This window comes from Pseudomonas entomophila (assembly GCF_018417595.1).
GTDB classification, from domain to species: domain Bacteria; phylum Pseudomonadota; class Gammaproteobacteria; order Pseudomonadales; family Pseudomonadaceae; genus Aquipseudomonas; species Aquipseudomonas entomophila_C.
In genome coordinates this window covers 4,789,007-4,809,886 of record NZ_CP070982.1, presented here as the reverse complement: position 1 = coordinate 4,809,886, position 20,880 = coordinate 4,789,007, and the positions used below count along the sequence as shown (strand labels likewise).

Genomic DNA, 20,880 nt, shown 5'->3' with positions numbered 1-20,880 from the left:
GCCAGCAAGGCTGGCGCCTACGAAAAGCGTTACCAGTTGGCCTTGGAAGAGCCGAGTTCACAGGCGCCCAAGGCCCAGCTCAACTGAGCGTCCCCCACTTTCAGCGGCCCTTTGATCCGTTGCGCGTCACCCCAGGGTGTGCGCTCGGTATGCGGGTCGTGATCGTCGGCCGACTCCGGTGCCAGGGGCAGGTCCTCGTCCATCGTCCCGTGCTCCACCAGCAGCTTGGCCGTACGCGCCAGCGACAGCCGCGAGCGGCAGCCCTGGCCGTTACGCAGCCGCTCGCCCAAGGCTCGAATCGTTTCGGCGGCCATCAGGTACCCCGTTCCGTGGTCCAGTGCCTGCACCGGCAGTGGCACCGGTCGGTCCGCCTGCTGCCAGCGCATGCCGGCGCGAGCGATGCCGCTGCTCATCTGCACCAGGCTGTCGAAACCGCGGCGGTCCTTCCAGGGGCCGCTCCAGCCATAGGCATTCAAGCTCACGTCGACCAGCCCGGGGTTCAACTGGCGGCGCCGCTCGGCGCCCAGGCCGAGGCGCTCCAGCGCGTCGGCGCGATAACCGTGGACCAGCACATCGGCCTCGGTCAGCAGTTGCTCGAGTATGCGACGGCCCCCGGGGGTGTGCAGGTCCAGGCGAGCACAGCGCTTGCCGAGGGTCACTTCGGCGGCGACAGCTGGCTCCTCCCAGCCGGGTGGGTCGATACGCAGCACGTCGGCGCCAAACCCCGCCAGCAGCCGGGTGGCAATGGGGCCGGCGAGGATGCGGGTGAGGTCCAGCACCTTGATGCCGGCCAGCGGCCTGGCCTCGCTGCCGTGCCAGGGCTGACACGGTCCGGCGAAGGTTTCGCGCAGGATCAGCGATTCCGCGTTCACGGCCCGGCCCTGGGGGTGTTCGCACCATTCCAGCCAACCGCGCATCCGCGCCGCGCAGCCACCGGCCTCGACCACGGCGGCTTCCAGTTCGTCAGCGTCCCACTGCGCCACGCGTCGGGTCACATCGGCGCGATTGGATACCGGGCCAAGTACGCTCAAGGCGGCGGCGCGGTGGTGCGCGGCATTGGTGTGCAGGCGAATCCAGCCGTCACGAGCCGGGTAGTCGCCAGCGATGGCATCCCACAGGGGCGGTGGCTCCCAGCCACGGGGGCGCAGGCTGGTGGCGAACCAGAAGGAGGCCAGGCGCCGGTCGACGCGGACCAGCGGGCAGCTGTCCCGCTGGCCTTGCAGCAGGTTGGCCAGGGCCAGGCCAGCGGCGGCGATGCTGGCCGAGGCCAGGCCGGTCACGGCGAACGCGGAAGGCAGGGTACCGATACCTTGCCAGCGCACGGCGGCAGGATCGAGGGTCAGGGAATGGGCGATGGTCTCGAGCAAAGGCTGCATGCAGGATCCTCCTTCGTGGATCCAATTGCAGTACATCCTGCGCCGGGGCGCAAATGCTCAGCGTTGCAGTTCGACGGCAGCGGGTGTGATCGGGCGCTCAGGGCGCGACCAGATCCACAGGTTGCCGAGGGTCATGCCGCCGATGGCGAGGAACACCGGCCAGCGGTGGTCGAGGAAGGTCAGCATCAGCCCCGCGCACAGCAGCATGCTTACCGTGGCGCTGACTTTCGCCCGGCGCTGGATCACCTTGCCGTTGCGCCAGTTGTACAGGATCGGGCCGAACAGGCGGTGGTTCTCCAGCCATGCCGAAAGTCGCGGCGAGCTGCGGGTGGCGGCCCAGGCGGCGAGGAGGATGAACTCGGTGGTGGGCAGGCCGGGGATGACGATCGCGACCAGGCCGATCCCCAGGCTGACATAGGCCAGGATCGCGTACAGCAGGCGGGACAGTTTCGAGCGGGCGATTCGGGTCATGGTCTCACGGCAACGGTGTGGCCGCCCGAGGGCGGCCGGGTAAAGCGTGTCAGGCCAGGGCGGCGTCGGTCGCGTAGGCGTGCTTGAGCAGTTCGGTGAAGCGCTCGAAGGCGGCGACCGCGCCACGTTCGGCGGCGGCCTCCTCTTCAGCCGACAGCGCCAGGCCGTCGAGGATGCGGGTGAACTGCTTCCAGCCTTCGGCGCGGCCACCGGCCGGTTCGCCCAGGTGACGGGCACCGAAGCTGTCGGACAGCTCGAGGGCCACGGCACGCTTGATCAGGAACGCGGCGCCCAGTTTGGAGCCTTCGGAGACGAAGATCCAGCCCATGGCCTCACCCAGGCTTGGCGACTGCAGGGCACCGGCGACCGGGGCGGGGACTTCGGTGTCGAGGTCGGCCAGGTCCAGGCGCGCTTGCTCGGCGCGGCAGCGCTCGGCCAGGTCGGGGACGATGGCGATCAGTTGCGGGTCGTTGTACAGCGCCTGCAGTTCGGACTGGAACAGGTACTGGGCGACCACGAAGCGGGCGAAGCTCTCGCGGGTGTCGAACGGCTTGTGCGACTTGACCAGGGCATCCAGCTCGGTGTGCGGGGCGTGGGTGATCTGGTTGAGGCGCTGGGAGCGCAGGGCGGCGCGCTCGGAGGAAGGGGCGTTCATGGGGCATCCTTGGAAAATGGGGCGTCTAGTGACAAGACGAAACAGAAGACGCGGGACAGTAAAAAAACCTCACCTGCGAAGTGAAATCATTCTCATGAGTCGACGTCAGGGCGTCGCGCATTGATTGGGTGCGGTCTGTGTAGGAGCGGCTTCAGCCGCGATCACCCACGAAGCGGGTGTCACGTATGTGGTGCCTGCATCGCGGCCGAAGCCGCTCCTACAACCGCGATGCAGCCGACGATTTCAGCCCATCAGATATCCCACACCAGGTTGATGGCGAAGTTGCGCCCCGGCATGGTCAGGCGATCGAGGTTGGCCGGTTGGGTCACGCCTGCTTCGCCCAGCGCGTCGTAGCCACGCACGTCATCCCATTGCCAGTACTTCTTGTCGGTCAGGTTGTACAGCCCGGCATTGACGGTGATGTCGTCGGTCACCTTGTAGTAGCCGGTCAGGTCCAGCACGCCGTAGCCCGGGGTGCGGAACTGCTTGCTGGCGCCATCGGGGGCGAAGAAAGTGGTGTCGTCGACACGGTCCTTGCGCTTGACCAGGGTCCAACTGACCAACCCGCCGTAATTCTGCTGCTCATAGCCCAGGCCCAGCACCGCAGTCAGCGGGTTGACGCTGTTCAGCGGCTGGCCGGTATCGTCGTTGCGGCCACGGGCGTAGGCCAGCGAACCCTGGGTGTACAGGCCTTGCGCGGCGCCGAAGTGGTCGAGGTTCAGGCGCCCCTTGAACTCGGCGCCCTTGATGGTGGCGTGCTTGATGTTGTTGGCCTGGAAGGTCGAACCGAGGTTGGCCGACTGCACGGCGTCCTCGTTGATGAAGTCGCGGTACTTGTTGTAGAACACCGCCACGTCGAAGTTGCCGGCCTCGAAGTTGCCGCGTAGGCCGGTCTCGTAGCTCTTGCTCTTCTCCGGTTCCAGGTTCGGGTTGGGCTCGACGCTGTAGCCGAGGGTCGGGTTGTCGAAGCGTCCGTACATGGCCTTGGCGGTCGGGGTGCGGAAGCCTTCGGCGTACTGGCCGTACCAGGTGTAGTTGTCGTTGAAGGCATAGGTGACGCCGAACTTGGGCGAGACGCGGTGCCACTTCTTGTCCGAGTCGTCGATGCTGCCCGGCGCCGCGCCGGTGCCCTGGATACCGCGCAGGAACTCGGCGGTCATCTTCGGCTCCATGCGGGTGTAGTCATAGCGCGCACCCGGCAGGAAGGTCCAGTTGTTCCAGCGGATTTCATCCTGGGCGAACAGGCTGTAGGTGTTCACGGTCGGGTCCGGGAAGTCGCTGACCAGCACCTGGCCATCGCTCGGGCTGTTCTGGCCGATGCCACGGCAGCTGCCACCCACGTTCAGGCAGGTGCCGGTGCCGCTGCGCGAACCGGTGACCTTCTCATGCTTGAGGGTGGTGCCGTAGGTCAGCAGGTGCTCGGTGGCACCGATGCTGAAGGCCTTGTCGAACTGGCCGTCGAACACCCACTGGCGGTCCTTGTAGGTGGTCTGGCGGTCGCGGAACACCTGGCGGCCGCTGGCGAAGTACAGCTCGTCGGTGCGCTGGTCGGTCTTGGCGATCTGGTAGTTCAGGCTCCACTTCACGTGGTCGGCGACCAGGCTGTCGAGGCCGAATTCGTGGTTGATGCCGAAGCGCTCGCGGGTGACGGTATCGTTGCCCTGGCGCATGCGGTACATGTTCGAGGCACCACGGCCCGGAATGAACGGGCCGCCCACAGCGCTGAGGATGTTCTGGTCACGGTCATCCTTGTAGTGCTCATAGGTGAAACCCAGGCGCGCGTCGTCGGCGTAGTTCCAGCCGAGCTTGGCCAGTACGTTGGTGGTGCGCACGTCCTCGGGGTTGGCTTCGCTGCGGTCCAGGCCGGTGCCGCCGTGCTCGCCGTAGGATTCGGTCTCGTGGCCATTGCGCTGGCTCAGGTGCAGCAAACCGTCGAAGTCGCCCTGGCGACCGGCGACGGTGGCGGAGGTCAGCCAGCTTTCGTCGGCGGAGCTGTAGCCGGTCTTCAGGCGTGCGCCGACGTCCTGGCCAGGTTTGATGATGTCATCGGGGTCGAGGGTGAAGTAGCTCACCGCGCCACCGATGGCGTTGCTGCCGTACAGCACCGAAGCTGGGCCACGGAGGATCTCCACGCGCTTGACGATCTCCGGGTCGACGTAGTTGCGTTGGGTCTGGGCGTAGGGGCCGTAGAAGAAGCTGTCGGGGATCGACACGCCATCGACCTGGGTGAGGATGCGTTCGCCGTCGATGCCGCGGATGTTGTAGCCGTTCAGGCCGCTGCGCTGGCCGACACCACCAACCGAGACGCCCGGTTCGTAGCGCACCAGTTCCTTGATGTCGTTGACGTTCTGCCGATCGAGCTGCTCGCGGGTGTGCACACTGACGGTGCTCGGCACCTGGCTGACGTCCTGGGCACTGCGTGTGGCACTGACGGTTACCTGTTGCAGGGCGATGGCATTGCCGGCCGCCTGGCGTTCGAGCACCACATTGCCGTTGCCGATCTTGCGGTAACTCAGGCTGGTGCCGCGCAGCAGACGTTGCAGCGCCGCCTCCGGCGCCAGCGAGCCCTGTACGCCCGGCGACGCCACGCCCTCGGCCAGCTCCGCGCTGAACCCAACCTGCCAGCCGGTTACCTGGCTGAACGCGTTGACGGCCGACACCAGCGGCTGCTGGGCGATGGCGAAACGGTAGTCGCCCATGCGCGGGCTACTGGCTTGGGCCGGCTCGGCGGCCAGCGTCGGCAGGCTGATGGCGCCGCTGGCGAGCAGGGCCAGGGTCAGCAGCGACAGCTGCCCCCGACGACGGGAAATGGAGGACGGGCGGGTTTGACCAGTGGACATCGAAAGCGCTCCCTGTCGCGCGAAGGGTTATAGGCAGTGGCTGTTCTCGTTTTGGAACGAGAATCAATCGTATTGGCTATAACGAGACGGGCGAGGGAGGGCGATCGCGTAAAAAAACTTTCAGGTCAGTTGAGAATCACCAGCGCGGGGTATTCGTGCAGCTGCGCCGAGGTGATATGGGCGAGGGCGCGCAGGGTTTCCAGGGGTTGGTCGAGGCGGTAGTTGCCGGTGACGGCGACCTGTTCGAGGCGTTCGTTGTGGTTGATGATCCAGCCGGGGTAGTAGCGGCGCACTTCGGCCAGCACCTGGCTCAGTGGGCAGTTCTCGAACACCAGGCGCCCCTCGATCCAGGCCAGCTCCTTGCGCAGGTCCGGGCGCTGGCGCTGGCCGAAGCCGTCGGGGCCGACGCTGATGCTGTCGCCGGCGCTGAGGCGGATGCGCTGGTCGCTGGCCGCCTGCAAGTCGACATCGCCGCGTTGCACGCGTACCTGGGCCTGGCCGTCGAGATAACGCACGGCGAAGTCGGTGTCGCGCACGCTGGCGCGCAACGGACCGGCCTGCACTTCCAGTGCGGGCTGGCCGCCATCGGACACCTGGAAGTACGCCTCGCCCTGCAGCAGGCGGGCCACCTGGCGCCCGTCGCGTACATCACTGGCGAAGGCCGAGTTGGTGTTGAGCAAGACCCTGGCGCCATCGTCCAATTGCAGGCGCTGGCGCTCGCCGACCACGGTCAGGTGGTCGGCGAGCAGGCGCACCGGCAGGTTGCCGAAAGTGAACAACCCGACCAGCAGCATGGCGGCGGTGGCCAGGGGCTTCCAATGGCGGCGCAGGCGCCCGCCGACGGTGCGGCGGCGCTGTTGGTGCAACTGGCCGGCGGCCTGGCGCAGCGGCGCGCCGTTCCACAGCGCCTCGGCCTCAACGTAAGCCTCGGCGTTTTCCGGCTCGGCACCGAGCCACAGCTCGAAGGCCTGGGTGTCGCTTTCGTCGGCACACTGCAGGCGGATCAGCCAGTCCATCGCCTCTGCGCGGGCACGGGCGCGGGCGTCAGGCGCGGCGGTGGTCGGGCGAGGGGAGGGCTGGTGGGTCACGGAGGGTCCTTGCGGCGGGCTTTTTTGCGCATGATCAGTGCAGACCCGATACATGGCAAGGGCTTTGCGCGGGTGGCCTGGCGAGCGGTGCTGTCACTGGTGCCGGTCGGCCACGCCCATGCAGATGGCCATGATCAGTTTCAGTTCTTTCTGCACCGTGCTGGCCGAGACGTCCAGTTGCTCGGCGATCTCCAGGTAGCTGGCGCCGTGCAGGCGGCTGAGGATGAAGATGCGCTGCTGGCGCTCGGTCAACTGGCCGAGGCTGACACTCAGGTGCTTGAGCAACTGCTCGGCATGGGCGGCATCTTCACTGCTGCCTGCGGGGGCGGCGACGTTGTGCAGGACCTGGTCGGGGACATCGTCGATCAGCGTGCGGGCCTGTACCCGGCGGGCGCGCAGATGGTCCAGGGCGAGGTTGCGGGCGGTCTGGAAGACAAAGGGTTCCAGGTGCTCGATGGGACGTTCGCCCAGGGCGCGGGTAACCCGCAGGTAGGTTTCCTGCAGCAAATCCTCGGCGGTGCTGGGGTTGCCCACCATGCGCTGCAGGGTGCGCAGCAGGGTGAGGCGCTGGTTGAGGAAGACTGAGTTGAACCGGGACTGACTCACGGGGAAACCTGACCGCTTTGGGGTGAATGATAATGCGTATCATCCATGCTTCAGGTCAAGTGGGGAAATGTCATGAGGAGGTAAAGACTGGGGATGTCGCACAGGGCGCTGTAGGAGCGGCTTCAGCCGCGATGCAGGCATCGCGGTGTCTGGTACCCGCCTTGCGGGTGATCGCGGCTGAAGCCGCTCCTACAGGTTCAGCGCGGCCTTGGGGTCGAGGGTTACTTCGCGTTGAACAACGCCAGGCAGTTGTCCAGCATGCGGTTGGAGAAGCCCCACTCGTTGTCGTACCAGGCCAGCACCTTGAGCATGCGGCCATTGGCGCGGGTGTGGTTGGCGTCGAAGATCGACGACAGCGGGTTGTGGTTGAAATCGCACGACACCAGCGGCAGGGCGTTATAGCCCAGCACGCGGGAGTGGCGGCTGGCTTCGAGGAACACCTGGTTCACCTCCTCGGCCGTCACCTCGCGCTTGAGGTTGACGGTGAGGTCGACCAGCGACACGTTGATCACCGGCACCCGTACCGCCATGCCCGTCAGCTTGCCGGCCAGCTCCGGCAGCACCAGGCCCACGGCCTCGGCGGCGCCGGTCTTGCTCGGGATCATCGACTGGGTGGCCGAGCGCGCGCGGTACGGGTCGGTGTGGTAGACGTCGGTGAGCACCTGGTCGTTGGTGTAGGCGTGGATGGTGGTCATCAACCCCTGCTCGATGCCGAACTCGCGGTGCAGCACCTGGGCGATCGGCGCCAGGCAGTTGGTGGTGCAGGAGGCGTTGGAGATGACCTGGTGCGAGGCGCGCAGCACGTCGTGGTTGACCCCGTACACCACGGTGGCGTCGGCGCCCTTGGCCGGCGCGCTGACGATCACCTTGCTGGCCCCCGCGGCCAGGTGCGCGGCAGCCTTGGCGCGCTCGGTGAACAGCCCGGTGCATTCGAACACCACGTCGACGGCCAGGGCTTTCCAGGGCAGCTCGGCGGGGTTGCGGATGGCACTGACGGCGATGCGGTCGCCGTTGACGGTGAGGCTTTCATGGTCGGATTCGACCGTGGCGTCGAAGGTGCCGTGGACACTGTCGAACTTGAGCAGGTGGGCGTTCATCGCGCTGTCGCCCAGGTCGTTGATGGCGACGACCTGCAGGTCCTGACGGTAGCCGTGCGTGTAGAGTGCACGCAGGATGTTGCGTCCGATGCGACCGAAGCCGTTGATGGCGATGCGAAGGGTCATGGCGTTACCTCTGGCAGTCAGGTGAAGCCTGTGGCACAAAGAGTAGCTTCACTGAAACGGTTTTGTTGTTGGAATTACAAGATTATTCATCGAGTGATAGAAAACAAGCCTTTTTGCTGGCAGTATTTTGTTTAAACATACAACGAGTGGTCGGGTCAGCCCCTCTTCGAACACGCCAGGCACCTCTCTCTAGAGCCTAGGCCGCAATCGTTTGGAGGGAAAATGCCCGGTGAGACCGCCCTTACCGTTAGCCTGGAGTCCAGTACATGCACCCGCGCATCCTTGAGGTCACCGAACGGCTGATCGCCCGCAGCCGCCGCACCCGTGAACGCTACCTTGAGCTGATCCGCGGCGCGGCCAGTGACGGACCCATGCGCGCCAGCCTGCAGTGCGCCAACTTCGCCCATGGCGTGGCCGGTTGCGGCGGTGAGGACAAGCAGACCCTGCGTCTGATGAACGCCGCCAACGTGGCCATCGTCTCGGCGTACAACGACATGCTCTCGGCGCACCAGCCGTATCAACACTTCCCCGAACAGATCAAGCAGGCCTTGCGCGACATCGGCTCGGTGGGCCAGTTCGCCGGTGGCGTGCCGGCCATGTGCGATGGCGTCACCCAGGGTGAGCCAGGCATGGAGCTGGCCATTGCCAGCCGCGAGGTGATCGCCATGTCCACCGCCATCGCCCTGTCGCACAACATGTTCGACGCCGCGCTGATGCTGGGCATCTGCGACAAGATCGTCCCCGGCCTGATGATGGGCGCGCTGCGCTTCGGCCATTTGCCAACCGTCTTCGTGCCAGGTGGGCCGATGGTCTCGGGGATCTCCAACAAGGAGAAGGCCGACGTGCGCCAGCGCTACGCCGAGGGCAAGGCCACCCGCGAGCAACTGCTCGAGTCGGAGATGAAGAGCTACCACGGCCCGGGCACCTGCACCTTCTACGGCACCGCCAACACCAACCAGCTGGTGATGGAAGTGATGGGCCTGCACCTGCCCGGCGCCTCGTTCGTCAACCCTTACACGCCGCTGCGCGACGCCCTCACCGCCGAGGCTGCGCGGCAGGTCACGCGCATGACCAAGGCCAGCGGCAACTTCATGCCGATCGGCCAGATCGTCGACGAGAAGGCGCTGGTCAACTCGATCGTCGCCCTGCACGCCACCGGCGGCTCGACCAACCACACCCTGCATATTCCGGCCATCGCCCAGGCCGCTGGCATCCAGCTGACCTGGCAGGACATGGCGGACCTCTCCGAAGTGGTGCCGACCCTGTCCCACGTCTATCCGAACGGCAAGGCCGACATCAACCATTTCCAGGCCTCGGGCGGCATGGCTTTCCTCATCCGCGAACTGCTCGACGCGGGCCTGCTGCACGAGGACGTCAACACCGTGGCCGGGCATGGCCTGCGCCGCTACACCCAGGAGCCGTTCCTCGAGGATGGCCAGCTGGTCTGGCGCGAGGGGCCGAAGGATAGCCTGGACGAGAGCATCCTGCGCCCGGTGGCGCGGCCGTTCTCGCCGGAAGGCGGCCTGCGGGTGATGGAGGGCAACCTGGGCCGTGGCGTGATGAAGGTGTCCGCCGTGGCGCGCGAGCACCAGGTGGTGGAGGCGCCGGCGAGGGTGTTCCACGACCAGCAATCCCTGGCCGATGCATTCAAGGCCGGCGAGCTGGAGCGAGACTTCGTCGCCGTGGTGCGCTTCCAGGGACCACGCTGCAACGGCATGCCCGAACTGCACAAGCTCACCCCCTTCCTCGGCGTGTTGCAGGACCGGGGCTACAAGGTGGCGCTGGTCACCGACGGGCGCATGTCCGGTGCCTCGGGCAAGATCCCGGCGGCCATCCATGTGTGCCCCGAGGCTTTCGACGGTGGCCCGCTGGCGCGGGTGCGCGATGGTGATATCGTGCGGGTCGATGGTGTCGAAGGCACGCTGCGGATCATGGTGTCGGCCGAGGAACTGGCCAGCCGTGAACTGCCCGAAGCGCCCAAGGGCAACGACCTGGGCTGCGGGCGCGAGCTGTTCGGCTTCATGCGCGTGGCGTTCAGTTCGGCCGAAAAGGGCGCGAGCGCCTTCACTTCGGCTCTGGAGCACCTTGAATGAAGGCCCTGCTGGTCGGCGATATCGGCGGTACCAATGCACGTTTCGCCTTGTGGCGGGACAATGAGCTGCAGGCGGTCCAGGTGCTGGCGACCGCCGACTTCACCAGCCCTGAGCAGGCCATCGAGGCCTACCTCTTAAGCCAGGGCATCGCTCGTGGCGGCCTGGCGGCGGTGTGCCTGGCGGTGGCCGGGCCGGTGGATGGCGACGAATTCCGCTTCACCAACAATCATTGGCGCTTGAGCCGCAGCGCTTTCTGCCAGACGCTGCAGGTCGAGCGCCTGCTGCTGATCAACGATTTCTCCGCCATGGCCCTGGGCATGACCCGGCTGCGCGACGGTGAGTTCCGCGAGGTCTGCGCCGGCCAGGCCGACCCGTCGCGCCCGGCGCTGGTGATCGGGCCCGGCACTGGCCTGGGTGTGGGCAGCCTGTTGCGCCTGGGCGAGCATTGGTTGGCGTTGCCGGGGGAGGGCGGGCATGTCGACCTGCCGGTGGGCAATGCCCGCGAGGCGGCGATCCATCAGGAAATTCACCGGCAGATCGGCCATGTCAGTGCCGAGACCGTGCTCAGTGGTGGTGGGCTGGTGCGTTTGTACCAGGCCATCTGCGCGCTCGAGGGTGCCACGCCGACGCACAAGACACCGGCGCAGATCACCGACGCGGCCCTGGCCGGCGAGCCTCGGGCGTTGGCGGTGATCGAGCAGTTCTGCCGGTTCCTCGGGCGGGTGGCGGGCAACAATGTGCTCACCCTGGGGGCTCGAGGTGGGGTCTATATCGTTGGCGGGGTGATTCCGCGGTTTGCCAAGCTGTTCCTGGGCAGTGGCTTTGCCGCGAGTTTTGCCGACAAGGGCTGCATGAGCGGGTATTTCGCCGGGGTGCCGGTGTGGCTGGTAACGGCGGAGTTTTCCGGGTTGCTGGGGGCGGGGGTGGCCTTGCAACAGGATCTGGACCACTGAGTTGTGGGAGCGGGTTTACCCGCGAAAGCGTCGCTAAGGCAACCACGGCATTCGCGGGTAAACCCGCTCCCACAGGCCCCGCACAGCAGACATGAAGATCTGCGCTGACAAGAGGAAGGACCATTGTGACCACTGCCGGCAAATCGATCCTGATGGTCGATGACGACCAGGACATCCGTGAACTGCTGCAGACCTACCTCGCCCGCTCCGGCTTCCAGGTGCACGCCGAAGCCGACGGCCAGGGCTTTCGCCGTGCGCTGGACAGCAGCCCCTGCGACCTGGTGATCCTCGACGTGATGCTACCCGACGAGGACGGCTTCAGCCTGTGCCGCTGGGTGCGCCAGCACCCGCGCCTGTCTCGGGTGCCGATCATCATGCTCACCGCCAGCTCCGACGAAGCGGACCGGGTCATCGGCCTGGAGCTGGGTGCCGACGACTACCTCGGCAAACCCTTCAGTCCGCGGGAATTGCAGGCACGGATCAAAGCCTTGTTGCGCCGCGCCGAGTTCGGCCAGGCCGGGCCGGCCAGCGCGGTGCTGGCCTTCGACGACTGGCGCCTGGACATGGTCAGCCACCGTCTGTTCCACCGCGACGGCGAGGAGGTGATCCTGTCCGGTGCCGACTTCGCCCTGCTCAAGCTGTTCCTCGACCACCCGCAACAGATCCTTGACCGCGACACCATCGGCAACGCCACCCGGGGCCGCGAGCCGATGCCCCTGGACCGCATCGTCGACATGGCGGTGAGCCGCCTGCGGCAGCGCCTGCGCGACACCGAGAAACCCCCGCGATTGATCCGCACCGTGCGCGGCAGCGGCTACCTTTTGGCGGCCCATGTCTGCCCGGCCTAGCGAGCGGCGCTGGCGCCTGCTGCCACGCTCGCTGCTGGGGCGCATGCTGCTGCTCACGTTGCTGGTGGTGCTGCTGGCCCAAGGGCTGTCGAGCCTGATCTGGGTGGCGCAGCTGCGCGCCAGTCAGTTGCAGGGCCTGCGTGCCAGCGCCAGCAGCCTGGCCCATTCGATGAGCGCCAGTGTCAGCTACTTCCGCTCGCTGCCGGTGGGCTACCGGCCCATGGTCCTCGATCAGTTGCGCAGCATGGGCGGCACACGCTTCTTCGTTTCGCTCAACGTCAAGCCACTGGAGATGCCGGTGTTGCCGGTCACCCCGCGCAAGCAGGCGGTGATCGACGTTTTCCAGCAGGTGTTGCACGAGCGCCTGGGGCAGCAGATGGAAATCTCCGTGGCCTTCGTCAGCCCGGACGACCTGCGTATCTTCAACAGCGGGCTGAAGCTCGATGAACTGCCGCGCTCATGGGCGCATTACTCGCTGACGCTCGAACCGCTCAATCCGCCGGTGCTGGTCACTCAGATCCGCCTGGACGAAGGCGAGTGGTTGTATATCGCCTCGTTGCTGCCTGAGCCCTATACCAGCCTCGAAGCCGAACGCCTGCCGCGCCAGCAGATCGGTTTCATCGCCCTTACCACGGCCATGCTGCTGTTGTTCATCGGTTTGCTGGTGCACTGGCAGAGCCGACCGCTCAAGCGCCTGGCGCGGGCCGCGCGGGAAATGTCGCTGGGCGCGGACGTGGCGCCAGTGGCGGAGGGTGGCGGCAGCGAGGTGGTCGAAGTGGGGCGCGCGTTCAACAGCATGCGCGAGCGCATCAGCCGTTACCTGACCGAGCGCGCCCAGTTGTTCAGCGCCGTGTCCCATGACCTGCGTACGCCGATCACGCGCCTGCGCCTGCGGGTCGAGTTGCTGGAGGATGAGCAGGTGCAGGCCAAGTTCAATCGCGACCTGGACGAGCTGGAACTGCTGGTCAAGGGCGCGCTGCAATGCGTCAAGGACACCGATATCCACGAGAACATCGAACCGATCGATCTCAACCAGGTGCTCGAGATGCTTGCCGAACCCTACGTAGGCGATGGTCGCATCACCGTCGAAGGCAGGGCCTTGTCACCTTATCCGGGCAAGTCGCTGGCCCTGCGTCGCTGTATCGGGAACCTGATCGACAATGCCATCAAGTATGGCGAGCGGGCGCACCTGCGGATTCTCGACAGCGCCGAGAGTTTCGTACTGCAAGTCGATGACCAGGGACCGGGGGTGCCTGAGCAGCGCCTGGAGCAGGTGTTCGAGCCGCATTTTCGCCTGGCTGGGCAACAACAAGGCTATGGGCTGGGGTTGGGGATCGCGCGCAATATTGCCCATAGCCATGGCGGGGAAGTGAGCCTGCTGAACCTGCGCGAGGGTGGGTTGCGGGTAACCTTGTGCCTGCCCCGTACCGCCGATTGAGGAAGATTTGCGCAATTCCCTGTAGGAGCGGCTTCAGCCGCGATGCAGGCACCGCGGTGCCTTGCACCCGCTTTGCGGGTGATCGCGGCTGAAGCCGCTCCTGCAGGTCACCATCCGGTGACAAATCGGCGGGCCTTCGTGACATGCCAGCCAGGACGGCTGGCTAGAATCCGCTGACAACAACAAGGAAGGCATGTCCCATGACCCACCGCTGGCTCGATTCCCCGATCCATCACGCCTGGCTTGCGACAGAAGCCCTGCGCCTTCTCGACTTCGCCAAGGCCTCGCGCTTGCCCGAAGGCTTCGGCAACCTCGACGATGAAGGGCGCCTGCCCCGTTGCGCCATCGCCGAAACGCTGACCACCGCGCGCATGACCCACAGCTTCGCCCTGGCGCATATCCAGGGTGTGCCAGGCTGCCTGGGGCTGGTCGAGCACGGCGTCGCCGCACTGCAAGGGCCATTGCGCGACGCCGACTTCGGCGGCTGGTTCTCCCATCCGCAAGGCCAGCGCGGCAGCGACAAGGCTGCTTACCTGCATGCCTTCGTCGCCCTGGCCGCCAGCTCGGCGGTGGTGGCCGGGGCCAGAAGCGCCCAGGCGTTGCTGGACACTGCGATCGAAATCATCGAGCAGCGTTTCTGGCGCGAGGAGGAGGGCGCCCTGTGCGAAACCTTCGCTCGCGACTGGCAGCAGCCGGAGGCCTACCGCGGCGCCAACAGCAACATGCATGGCGTCGAGGCGTTCCTCGCCCTGGCCGACGTGACCGGCCACTCGCTGTGGCTGGAGCGCGCCCAGAGGATCGTTGACAGGCTCATCCTCAGTCAGTCCTCGATCGATGGCCTGCGTGTCACCGAGCATTTCGACCAGCACTGGCAGGCCCTGCCGGACTACAACCGCGACAACCCCGCCGACGGCTTCCGTCCCTATGGCACCACGCCCGGCCATGCCTTCGAGTGGGCCCGCCTGCTCCTGCACCTGGAAGCCGCCCGCCAGCAGGCCGACCTGCTTGTATCGAAGGGCCTGGCGAACGCCGCCAAGGGCCTGTTCGACAGCGCCTGCCGCCATGCCTGGCAGGTCGATGGCGCACCGGGCCTGGTCTACACCCTGGACTGGCGCAACCGGCCGGTGGTGCGCGAGCGCCTGCACTGGGTGCATGCCGAAGCCTGCGCCACCGCCGCCGCGTTGCTGCGGTGCACGGGCGAGGCGCAGTACGAGCGCTGGTATCGCTGCTTCTGGGATTTCATCGGCGAACACTTCATCGACCGCGCCCATGGCAGTTGGCACCACGAACTCGATCCGAGCAACCGGCCCAGTGCCCGTATCTGGGGCGGCAAGCCGGACCTTTATCACGCCTACCAGGCCCTGCTGCTGCCACGCCTGCCGTTGGCACCTAGTTTGGCCACGGCGCTGGCTTTGTAACCAGATGATGACAATCGCGCATCCGTTCGTTACCTGAGGTGGGGCGCGAGATCCTTACACTCGATGCAAAGCAAGCGACCGTCTTGCCACGCATAACAACAAGAAAGGTATTCCCATGAATTCGACGCTTCGTCTCGCCGCCGCGATTTCCCTCGCCTCCCTCTATTCCCTCAGTGCCCATGCCGCCGACGCCAAAGGCAACGTGGAAGTCGTCCATTGGTGGACCTCCGGTGGTGAAAAGGCCGCCGTCGATGTGCTCAAGGCCCAGGTCGAGAAAGATGGCTTCACCTGGAAGGACGGCGCCGTGGCCGGTGGTGGCGGCGCTACCGCGATGACCGTGCTCAAGAGCCGCGCCGTGGCCGGCAACCCACCTGCCGTTGCCCAGATCAAAGGGCCGGACATCCAGGACTGGGCCGCCACCGGGCTGCTGGATCCCGATGTCCTGAAGGAGGTGGCCAAGGCAGGGAATTGGGACAGCCTGCTCGACAAGAAAGTCGCCGACACCGTGAAGTACGACGGCGACTATGTGGCCGTACCGGTGAACATCCACCGCATCAACTGGCTGTGGATCAACCCCGAGGTGTTCAAGAAGGCCGGCATCGACAAGGCACCGACCACCCTCGATGAGTTCTATGCCGCCGGCGACAAGCTCAAGGCCGCCGGTTTCATCCCGCTCGCCCACGGTGGCCAGCCGTGGCAGGACAGCACCGTGTTCGAGAGCGTGGTGCTCTCGGTGATGGGTGTCGATGGCTACAAGAAAGCCCTGGTCGAACTCGACAAGGACGCCCTGACCGGCCCCGAGATGGTCAAGGCGCTGACCGAGCTGAAGAAGGTCGCCACCTACATGGATGCCGACGGCAAGGGCCAGGACTGGAACCTTGAAGCCGCCAAGGTCATCAACGGCAAGGCCGGCATGCAGATCATGGGCGACTGGGCCAAGAGCGAATGGACCCTGGCGAAAAAAACCGCCGGCAAGGACTACCAGTGCGTGGCCTTCCCTGGCACTGCCCAGGCGTTCCTCTACAACATCGACTCGCTGGTGGTGTTCAAGCAGAAGGACAAAGGTACTGCGGCCGGGCAACAGGACATCGCCAGGAAGGTCCTGGGCGAGGACTTCCAGAAGGTGTTCAGCACCAACAAGGGCTCGATCCCGGTGCGCAACGACATGCTCGCCGACATGAACAAGTACGGCTTCGACGCCTGTGCCCAGGCTTCGGCCAAGGACTTCCTGGCGGACGCCAAGTCCGGTGGGCTGCAGCCGAGCATGGCGCACAACATGGCGACCACGCTGGCCGTGCAGGGGGCGTTCTTCGATGTGGTGACCAACTACATCAACGACCCCAAGGCTGATCCGGCCGATGCGGCGAAGAAGCTCTACGCGGCGGTGAAGGCGGCTCAGTAGGAGCCGCTACAGCCGCGATGCAGGCAACGTGGTGTCCGTTCACCCGCTTCGCGGGTGATCGCGGCTAAAGCCGCTCCTACAGGGCCATGTGTCGTTTTCGAAACGAGATCTGAACCATGATCACAGCAACCGCCCGCTTGCGGGCCTCCCCCCTGGACGCGCTGCAGCGCTGGCTACCCAAACTGGTGCTGGCCCCCAGCATGTTCATCGTCCTGGTGGGCTTCTACGGTTACATCCTGTGGACCTTCGTCCTCTCGTTCACCACCTCCACCTTCCTGCCCACCTACAAATGGGCGGGGCTGGCGCAGTACGCCCGGTTGTTCGACAACGACCGCTGGTGGGTGGCGAGCAAGAACCTGCTGCTGTTCGGTGGCCTGTTCATCGGCGTGACCCTGGTCATCGGCGTATTCCTGGCCGTGCTGCTCGACCAGCGCATCCGCCGTGAAGGTTTTATCCGCACCATCTACCTGTACCCCATGGCCCTGTCGATGATCGTCACCGGTACCGCCTGGAAGTGGCTGCTCAACCCTGGCATGGGCCTGGACAAGCTGCTGCGTGACTGGGGCTGGGAAGGGTTTCGCCTGGACTGGCTGATCGACCCCGACCGGGTCGTCTATTGCCTGGTGATCGCCGCCGTGTGGCAGGCCTCGGGCTTCATCATGGCGATGTTCCTGGCCGGCCTGCGCGGGGTCGACCCGTCGATCATCCGCGCCGCCCAGCTCGATGGCGCCAGCCTGCCGCGCATCTACTGGACGGTGGTGCTGCCCAGCCTGCGGCCGGTGTTCTTCAGTTCGCTGATGATCCTGGCGCACATCGCCATCAAGAGCTTCGACCTGGTCGCGGCCATGACCGCAGGAGGGCCGGGCTACTCCTCGGACCTGCCGGCGATGTTCATGTACGCGTTCACCTTCAGCCGCGGGCAGATGGGCATGGGTTCGGCCAGCGCGATCCTGATGCTCGGCGCCGTGCTGGCGATCATCGTTCCCTACCTGTACTCGGAACTGCGGGGCAAGCGTCATGACTAGCCTTACCGACAAACCTGCACTGAGCATCAGCCGCATCGCCATCCACGGCGTGCTGCTGCTGGCCGTGCTGCTGTACCTGGTGCCGCTGGTGGTGATGCTGCTGACCAGCTTCAAGACCCCGGAAGACATCAGCACCGGCAACCTGCTGAGCTGGCCGACGGTGTTCACCGGTATCGGCTGGGCCAAGGCCTGGGCCACGGTCAGCGGTTATTTCGTCAACTCGATCCTGATCACCGTGCCGGCCGTGCTGATCTCCACCACCATCGGCGCGCTCAACGGCTATGTGCTGTCGATGTGGCGCTTCCGTGGCTCGCAGCTGTTCTTCGGGCTGCTGTTGTTCGGTTGCTTCCTGCCGTTCCAGACCGTACTGCTGCCGGCCTCGTTCACCCTCGGCAAGCTGGGCCTGGCCAGCACCACCGGTGGCCTGGTGCTGGTGCACGTGGTGTATGGCCTGGCCTTCACCACGCTGTTCTTCCGCAACTACTACGTGAGCATCCCCGAGGCGCTGGTCAAGGCTGCGCGCCTGGACGGCGCCGGGTTCTTCACCATCTTCGGGCGGATCATCCTGCCGATGTCGACGCCGATCATCATGGTCTGCCTGATCTGGCAGTTCACCCAGATCTGGAACGACTTCCTGTTCGGCGTGGTGTTCTCCAGTGGCGACTCGCAACCGATCACCGTGGCCCTGAACAACCTGGTCAACACCAGCACCGGGGCCAAGGAATACAACGTCGACATGGCCGCGGCGATGATCGCCGGGCTGCCGACGCTGCTGGTCTACGTGGTGGCGGGCAAGTATTTCGTGCGCGGGCTGACCGCCGGCGCGGTCAAGGGGTAAGTCATGGCAACACTCGAACTGCGTAACGTGAACAAGACCTACGGCGCGGGCCTGCCCGACACGCTCAAGGATATCCAGCTGGCGATCAAGGACGGCGAGTTCCTGATCCTGGTCGGCCCCTCGGGCTGCGGCAAGTCGACGCTGATGAACTGCATCGCCGGCCTGGAGAGCATCAGCGGCGGGGCGATCCTCATCGACGACGAGGACGTCAGCGGCATGAGCCCGAAGGATCGCGACATCGCCATGGTGTTCCAGTCCTACGCGCTATACCCAACCATGAACGTGCGCGACAACATCGCCTTCGGCCTGAAAATCCGCAAGATGCCCCAGGCGGCCATCGACGAGGAAGTGGCGCGGGTCGCCAAGCTGCTGCAGATCGAGCACCTGCTCGAGCGCAAGCCCGGCCAGCTGTCAGGCGGCCAGCAGCAGCGCGTGGCCATGGGCCGGGCCCTGGCGCGGCGGCCGAAGATCTACCTGTTCGACGAGCCGCTGTCGAACCTCGACGCCAAGCTGCGGGTGGAGATGCGCACCGAGATCAAGCTGATGCACCAGCGCCTGAAGACCACCACGGTGTATGTCACCCATGACCAGATCGAGGCCATGACCCTGGGCGACAAGGTGGCGGTGATGAAGGACGGCATCATCCAGCAGTTTGGTACGCCGCAGCAGATCTACAACGACCCGGCCAACCTGTTCGTCGCCAGCTTCATTGGTTCGCCGCCGATGAACTTCATCCCGGTGCGCCTGACGAAACAGGACGGTCGCGTGCTGGCGCTGCTCGACAGCGGCCAGGCGCGCTGCGAGCTGCCGCTGGGCGTGGCGGCCGACGAGCTGGAAGGGCGCGAGATCATCCTCGGCGTGCGCCCGGAGCAGATTGCGCTGGGGGCGGAGCAGGGCAATGGCCTGCCGGGCATCCGCGCCGAGGTGCAGGTCACCGAACCCACCGGCCCGGACCTGCTGGTGTTCGTCACCCTCAACCAGACCAAGGTCTGCTGCCGCCTGGCGCCGGATGTGGCGTGCCGGGTAGGCGACAGCCTCAACCTGCAGTTCGACCCGGCGCGGGTGCTGCTGTTCGACGCCACCAGCGGCGAACGCCTCGACCTGGCCACCACCGCTGTAAAGGACAACGTGACGCGTTTCAAAGGCCGTTAATTCGTTCTGTTAATAACAAGAAAAGAGGACGCAAAGGGATGGAACATCGCAATCGCATCAGGACCCTGGGTTCGCTGGCGCTGCTGGCCGTGGTCGGCAGCAGCGGGGCCCAGGCTGCCGAGGCTTTCTCGTCGGAATCGAAATGGATGACCGGCGACTGGGGCGGCACCCGCACCGAGCTGCTGGAGAAGGGCTACGACTTCACCCTCGACTACGTCGGCGAGGTGGCCGGCAACCTGCACGGCGGCTACAACGACGACAAGACCGCGCGCTACAGCGACCAGTTCGCCCTGGGCGCGCATCTGGACCTGGAGAAAATCCTCGGCTGGAAAGATACCGAGTTCAAGCTGGCGATCACCGAGCGCAGTGGCCGCAACCTGTCCAACGACCGCATCAGCGACCCGCGCGCCGGGCAGTTCAGCTCGGTGCAGGAAGTCTGGGGCCGTGGCCAGACCTGGCGCCTGACCCAGATGTGGATCAAGCAGAAGTACTTCGACGGCGCGCTGGACGTGAAATTCGGCCGCTTCGGCGAAGGCGAGGACTTCAACAGCTTCCCCTGCGACTTCCAGAACCTGGCCTTCTGCGGCTCGCAGGTGGGCAACTGGGTGGGCGGCATCTGGTACAACTGGCCGGTCAGCCAGTGGGCGCTGCGGGTGAAGTACAACATCACCCCGGAATTCTTCGTCCAGGTCGGTGCCTACGAGCAGAACCCCTCGAACCTGGAAATCGGCAACGGCTTCAAGCTCAGCGGCAGCGGCACCAAGGGCGCGATCCTGCCGGTGGAGGCGGTCTGGTCGCCGAAGGTCAACGGCCTGCCGGGCGAGTACCGCCTGGGCTACTACTACAGCACCGCCAAGGCCGACGATGTGTACGACGACATCAACGGCAACCCGCAGGCGCTGACGGGCGCGGCCTTCAAGTCGCACTCCAGCAAGCATGGCTGGTGGGTGGTGGCGCAGCAGCAGGTGACCGCCCACGCCGGCGACATCAACCGTGGCCTTAGCCTGTTCGCCAACTTCACCGTGCATGACAAGGCCACCAACGTGGTCGACAACTACCAGCAGGTTGGGTTGGTCTACAAGGGTGCCTTCGACGCCCGGCCCAAGGACGATATCGGCTTCGGTATCGCCCGCATCCATGTCAACGACGACGTGAAGAAACGCGCCGAGCTGCTCAACGCCCAATCCGGCATCAACGACTACGACAACCCTGGCTTCGTGCCGCTGCAGCGCACCGAGTACAACGCCGAGCTCTATTACGGCTTCCACGTCACCAACTGGCTGACCGTACGGCCCAACCTGCAATACATCAAGAGCCCGGGCGGTGTCGACGAGGTGGACAACGCGCTGGTCGCAGGGTTGAAGATTCAGTCGTCATTCTGAGAAAAATTGTTGTAAATTTACGCCATCCATTTTCGGCCCTCCGCTAACCACTGGTCTGCAGTGGTTAGCGGG

17 protein-coding genes are annotated in these 20,880 nt (G+C 65.6%); 10 read left to right on the top strand and 7 right to left on the bottom strand.

The genetic code is table 11. The features are described from left to right. Positions 1-29: 29 nt before the first annotated feature. The 7 genes from JYG34_RS21010 to gap form a co-directional block, all read right to left on the bottom strand. Positions 30-1,376: a CoA transferase gene (locus tag JYG34_RS21010; protein WP_213658171.1), complete on the bottom strand. Its 1,347-nt coding sequence runs from the start codon at positions 1,374-1,376 to the stop codon at positions 30-32. Between the two features lie 57 nt (positions 1,377-1,433). Further along, on the bottom strand, positions 1,434-1,847 hold the full coding sequence (locus tag JYG34_RS21005) for a YbaN family protein (RefSeq protein WP_213658170.1): 414 nt from the start codon (positions 1,845-1,847) through the stop codon (positions 1,434-1,436). Between the two features lie 49 nt (positions 1,848-1,896). Next, the gene (locus tag JYG34_RS21000) at positions 1,897-2,502 is read right to left on the bottom strand and encodes a biliverdin-producing heme oxygenase (protein ID WP_213658169.1); all 606 of its coding nucleotides are present in this window, start codon (positions 2,500-2,502) and stop codon (positions 1,897-1,899) included. Between the two features lie 251 nt (positions 2,503-2,753). Next, the gene (locus JYG34_RS20995; RefSeq protein WP_213658168.1) at positions 2,754-5,342 is read right to left on the bottom strand and encodes a TonB-dependent receptor; all 2,589 of its coding nucleotides are present in this window, start codon (positions 5,340-5,342) and stop codon (positions 2,754-2,756) included. Between the two features lie 125 nt (positions 5,343-5,467). Continuing rightward, positions 5,468-6,430: a FecR family protein gene (locus JYG34_RS20990; RefSeq protein WP_213658167.1), complete on the bottom strand. Its 963-nt coding sequence runs from the start codon at positions 6,428-6,430 to the stop codon at positions 5,468-5,470. 93 nt (positions 6,431-6,523) lie between these two features. Then, entirely contained in the window at positions 6,524-7,036 is a 513-nt protein-coding gene (locus tag JYG34_RS20985) for an RNA polymerase sigma factor (RefSeq protein WP_213658166.1), read from the bottom strand. A 221-nt stretch (positions 7,037-7,257) separates the two neighbouring features. Further along, positions 7,258-8,259, bottom strand: coding sequence for a type I glyceraldehyde-3-phosphate dehydrogenase (gap, locus tag JYG34_RS20980; protein ID WP_213658165.1), 1,002 nt, complete (start codon positions 8,257-8,259; stop codon positions 7,258-7,260). A gap of 266 nt (positions 8,260-8,525) precedes the next feature. On the opposite strand from gap, the gene edd reads away from it, so the two are divergent. The 10 genes from edd (at position 8,526) to JYG34_RS20930 (ending at position 20,808) form a co-directional block, all read left to right on the top strand. Then, positions 8,526-10,352 (top strand): phosphogluconate dehydratase, encoded by a 1,827-nt coding sequence (gene edd / locus JYG34_RS20975; RefSeq protein WP_213658164.1) that lies wholly within the window; start codon positions 8,526-8,528, stop codon positions 10,350-10,352. Next, positions 10,349-11,305, top strand: coding sequence for a glucokinase (locus tag JYG34_RS20970; RefSeq protein WP_213658163.1), 957 nt, complete (start codon positions 10,349-10,351; stop codon positions 11,303-11,305). Before edd ends, JYG34_RS20970 begins: the two co-directional genes overlap by 4 nt. A 152-nt stretch (positions 11,306-11,457) precedes the next feature. Beyond that, on the top strand, positions 11,458-12,153 hold the full coding sequence (locus tag JYG34_RS20965; protein WP_434011771.1) for a response regulator: 696 nt from the start codon (positions 11,458-11,460) through the stop codon (positions 12,151-12,153). Continuing rightward, on the top strand, positions 12,137-13,591 hold the full coding sequence (locus JYG34_RS20960) for an ATP-binding protein (RefSeq protein WP_249746188.1): 1,455 nt from the start codon (positions 12,137-12,139) through the stop codon (positions 13,589-13,591). Before JYG34_RS20965 ends, JYG34_RS20960 begins: the two co-directional genes overlap by 17 nt. 200 nt (positions 13,592-13,791) lie before the next feature. Further along, positions 13,792-15,009: an AGE family epimerase/isomerase gene (locus JYG34_RS20955; protein ID WP_213658161.1), complete on the top strand. Its 1,218-nt coding sequence runs from the start codon at positions 13,792-13,794 to the stop codon at positions 15,007-15,009. A gap of 115 nt (positions 15,010-15,124) precedes the next feature. Further along, complete coding sequence (locus JYG34_RS20950; protein WP_213658160.1) at positions 15,125-16,411, top strand: ABC transporter substrate-binding protein; 1,287 nt, start codon at positions 15,125-15,127, stop codon at positions 16,409-16,411. A gap of 116 nt (positions 16,412-16,527) precedes the next feature. Then, complete coding sequence (locus tag JYG34_RS20945) at positions 16,528-17,436, top strand: carbohydrate ABC transporter permease (protein WP_213658159.1); 909 nt, start codon at positions 16,528-16,530, stop codon at positions 17,434-17,436. Next, complete coding sequence (locus JYG34_RS20940) at positions 17,429-18,274, top strand: carbohydrate ABC transporter permease (protein ID WP_213658158.1); 846 nt, start codon at positions 17,429-17,431, stop codon at positions 18,272-18,274. Before JYG34_RS20945 ends, JYG34_RS20940 begins: the two co-directional genes overlap by 8 nt. 3 nt (positions 18,275-18,277) lie before the next feature. Then, a complete protein-coding gene (locus JYG34_RS20935) occupies positions 18,278-19,426 on the top strand; it encodes an ABC transporter ATP-binding protein (RefSeq protein WP_213658157.1) in 1,149 nt (382 codons plus the stop codon). A gap of 38 nt (positions 19,427-19,464) precedes the next feature. Then, positions 19,465-20,808 (top strand): carbohydrate porin, encoded by a 1,344-nt coding sequence (locus JYG34_RS20930; RefSeq protein WP_213658156.1) that lies wholly within the window; start codon positions 19,465-19,467, stop codon positions 20,806-20,808. Positions 20,809-20,880 lie beyond the last annotated feature (72 nt).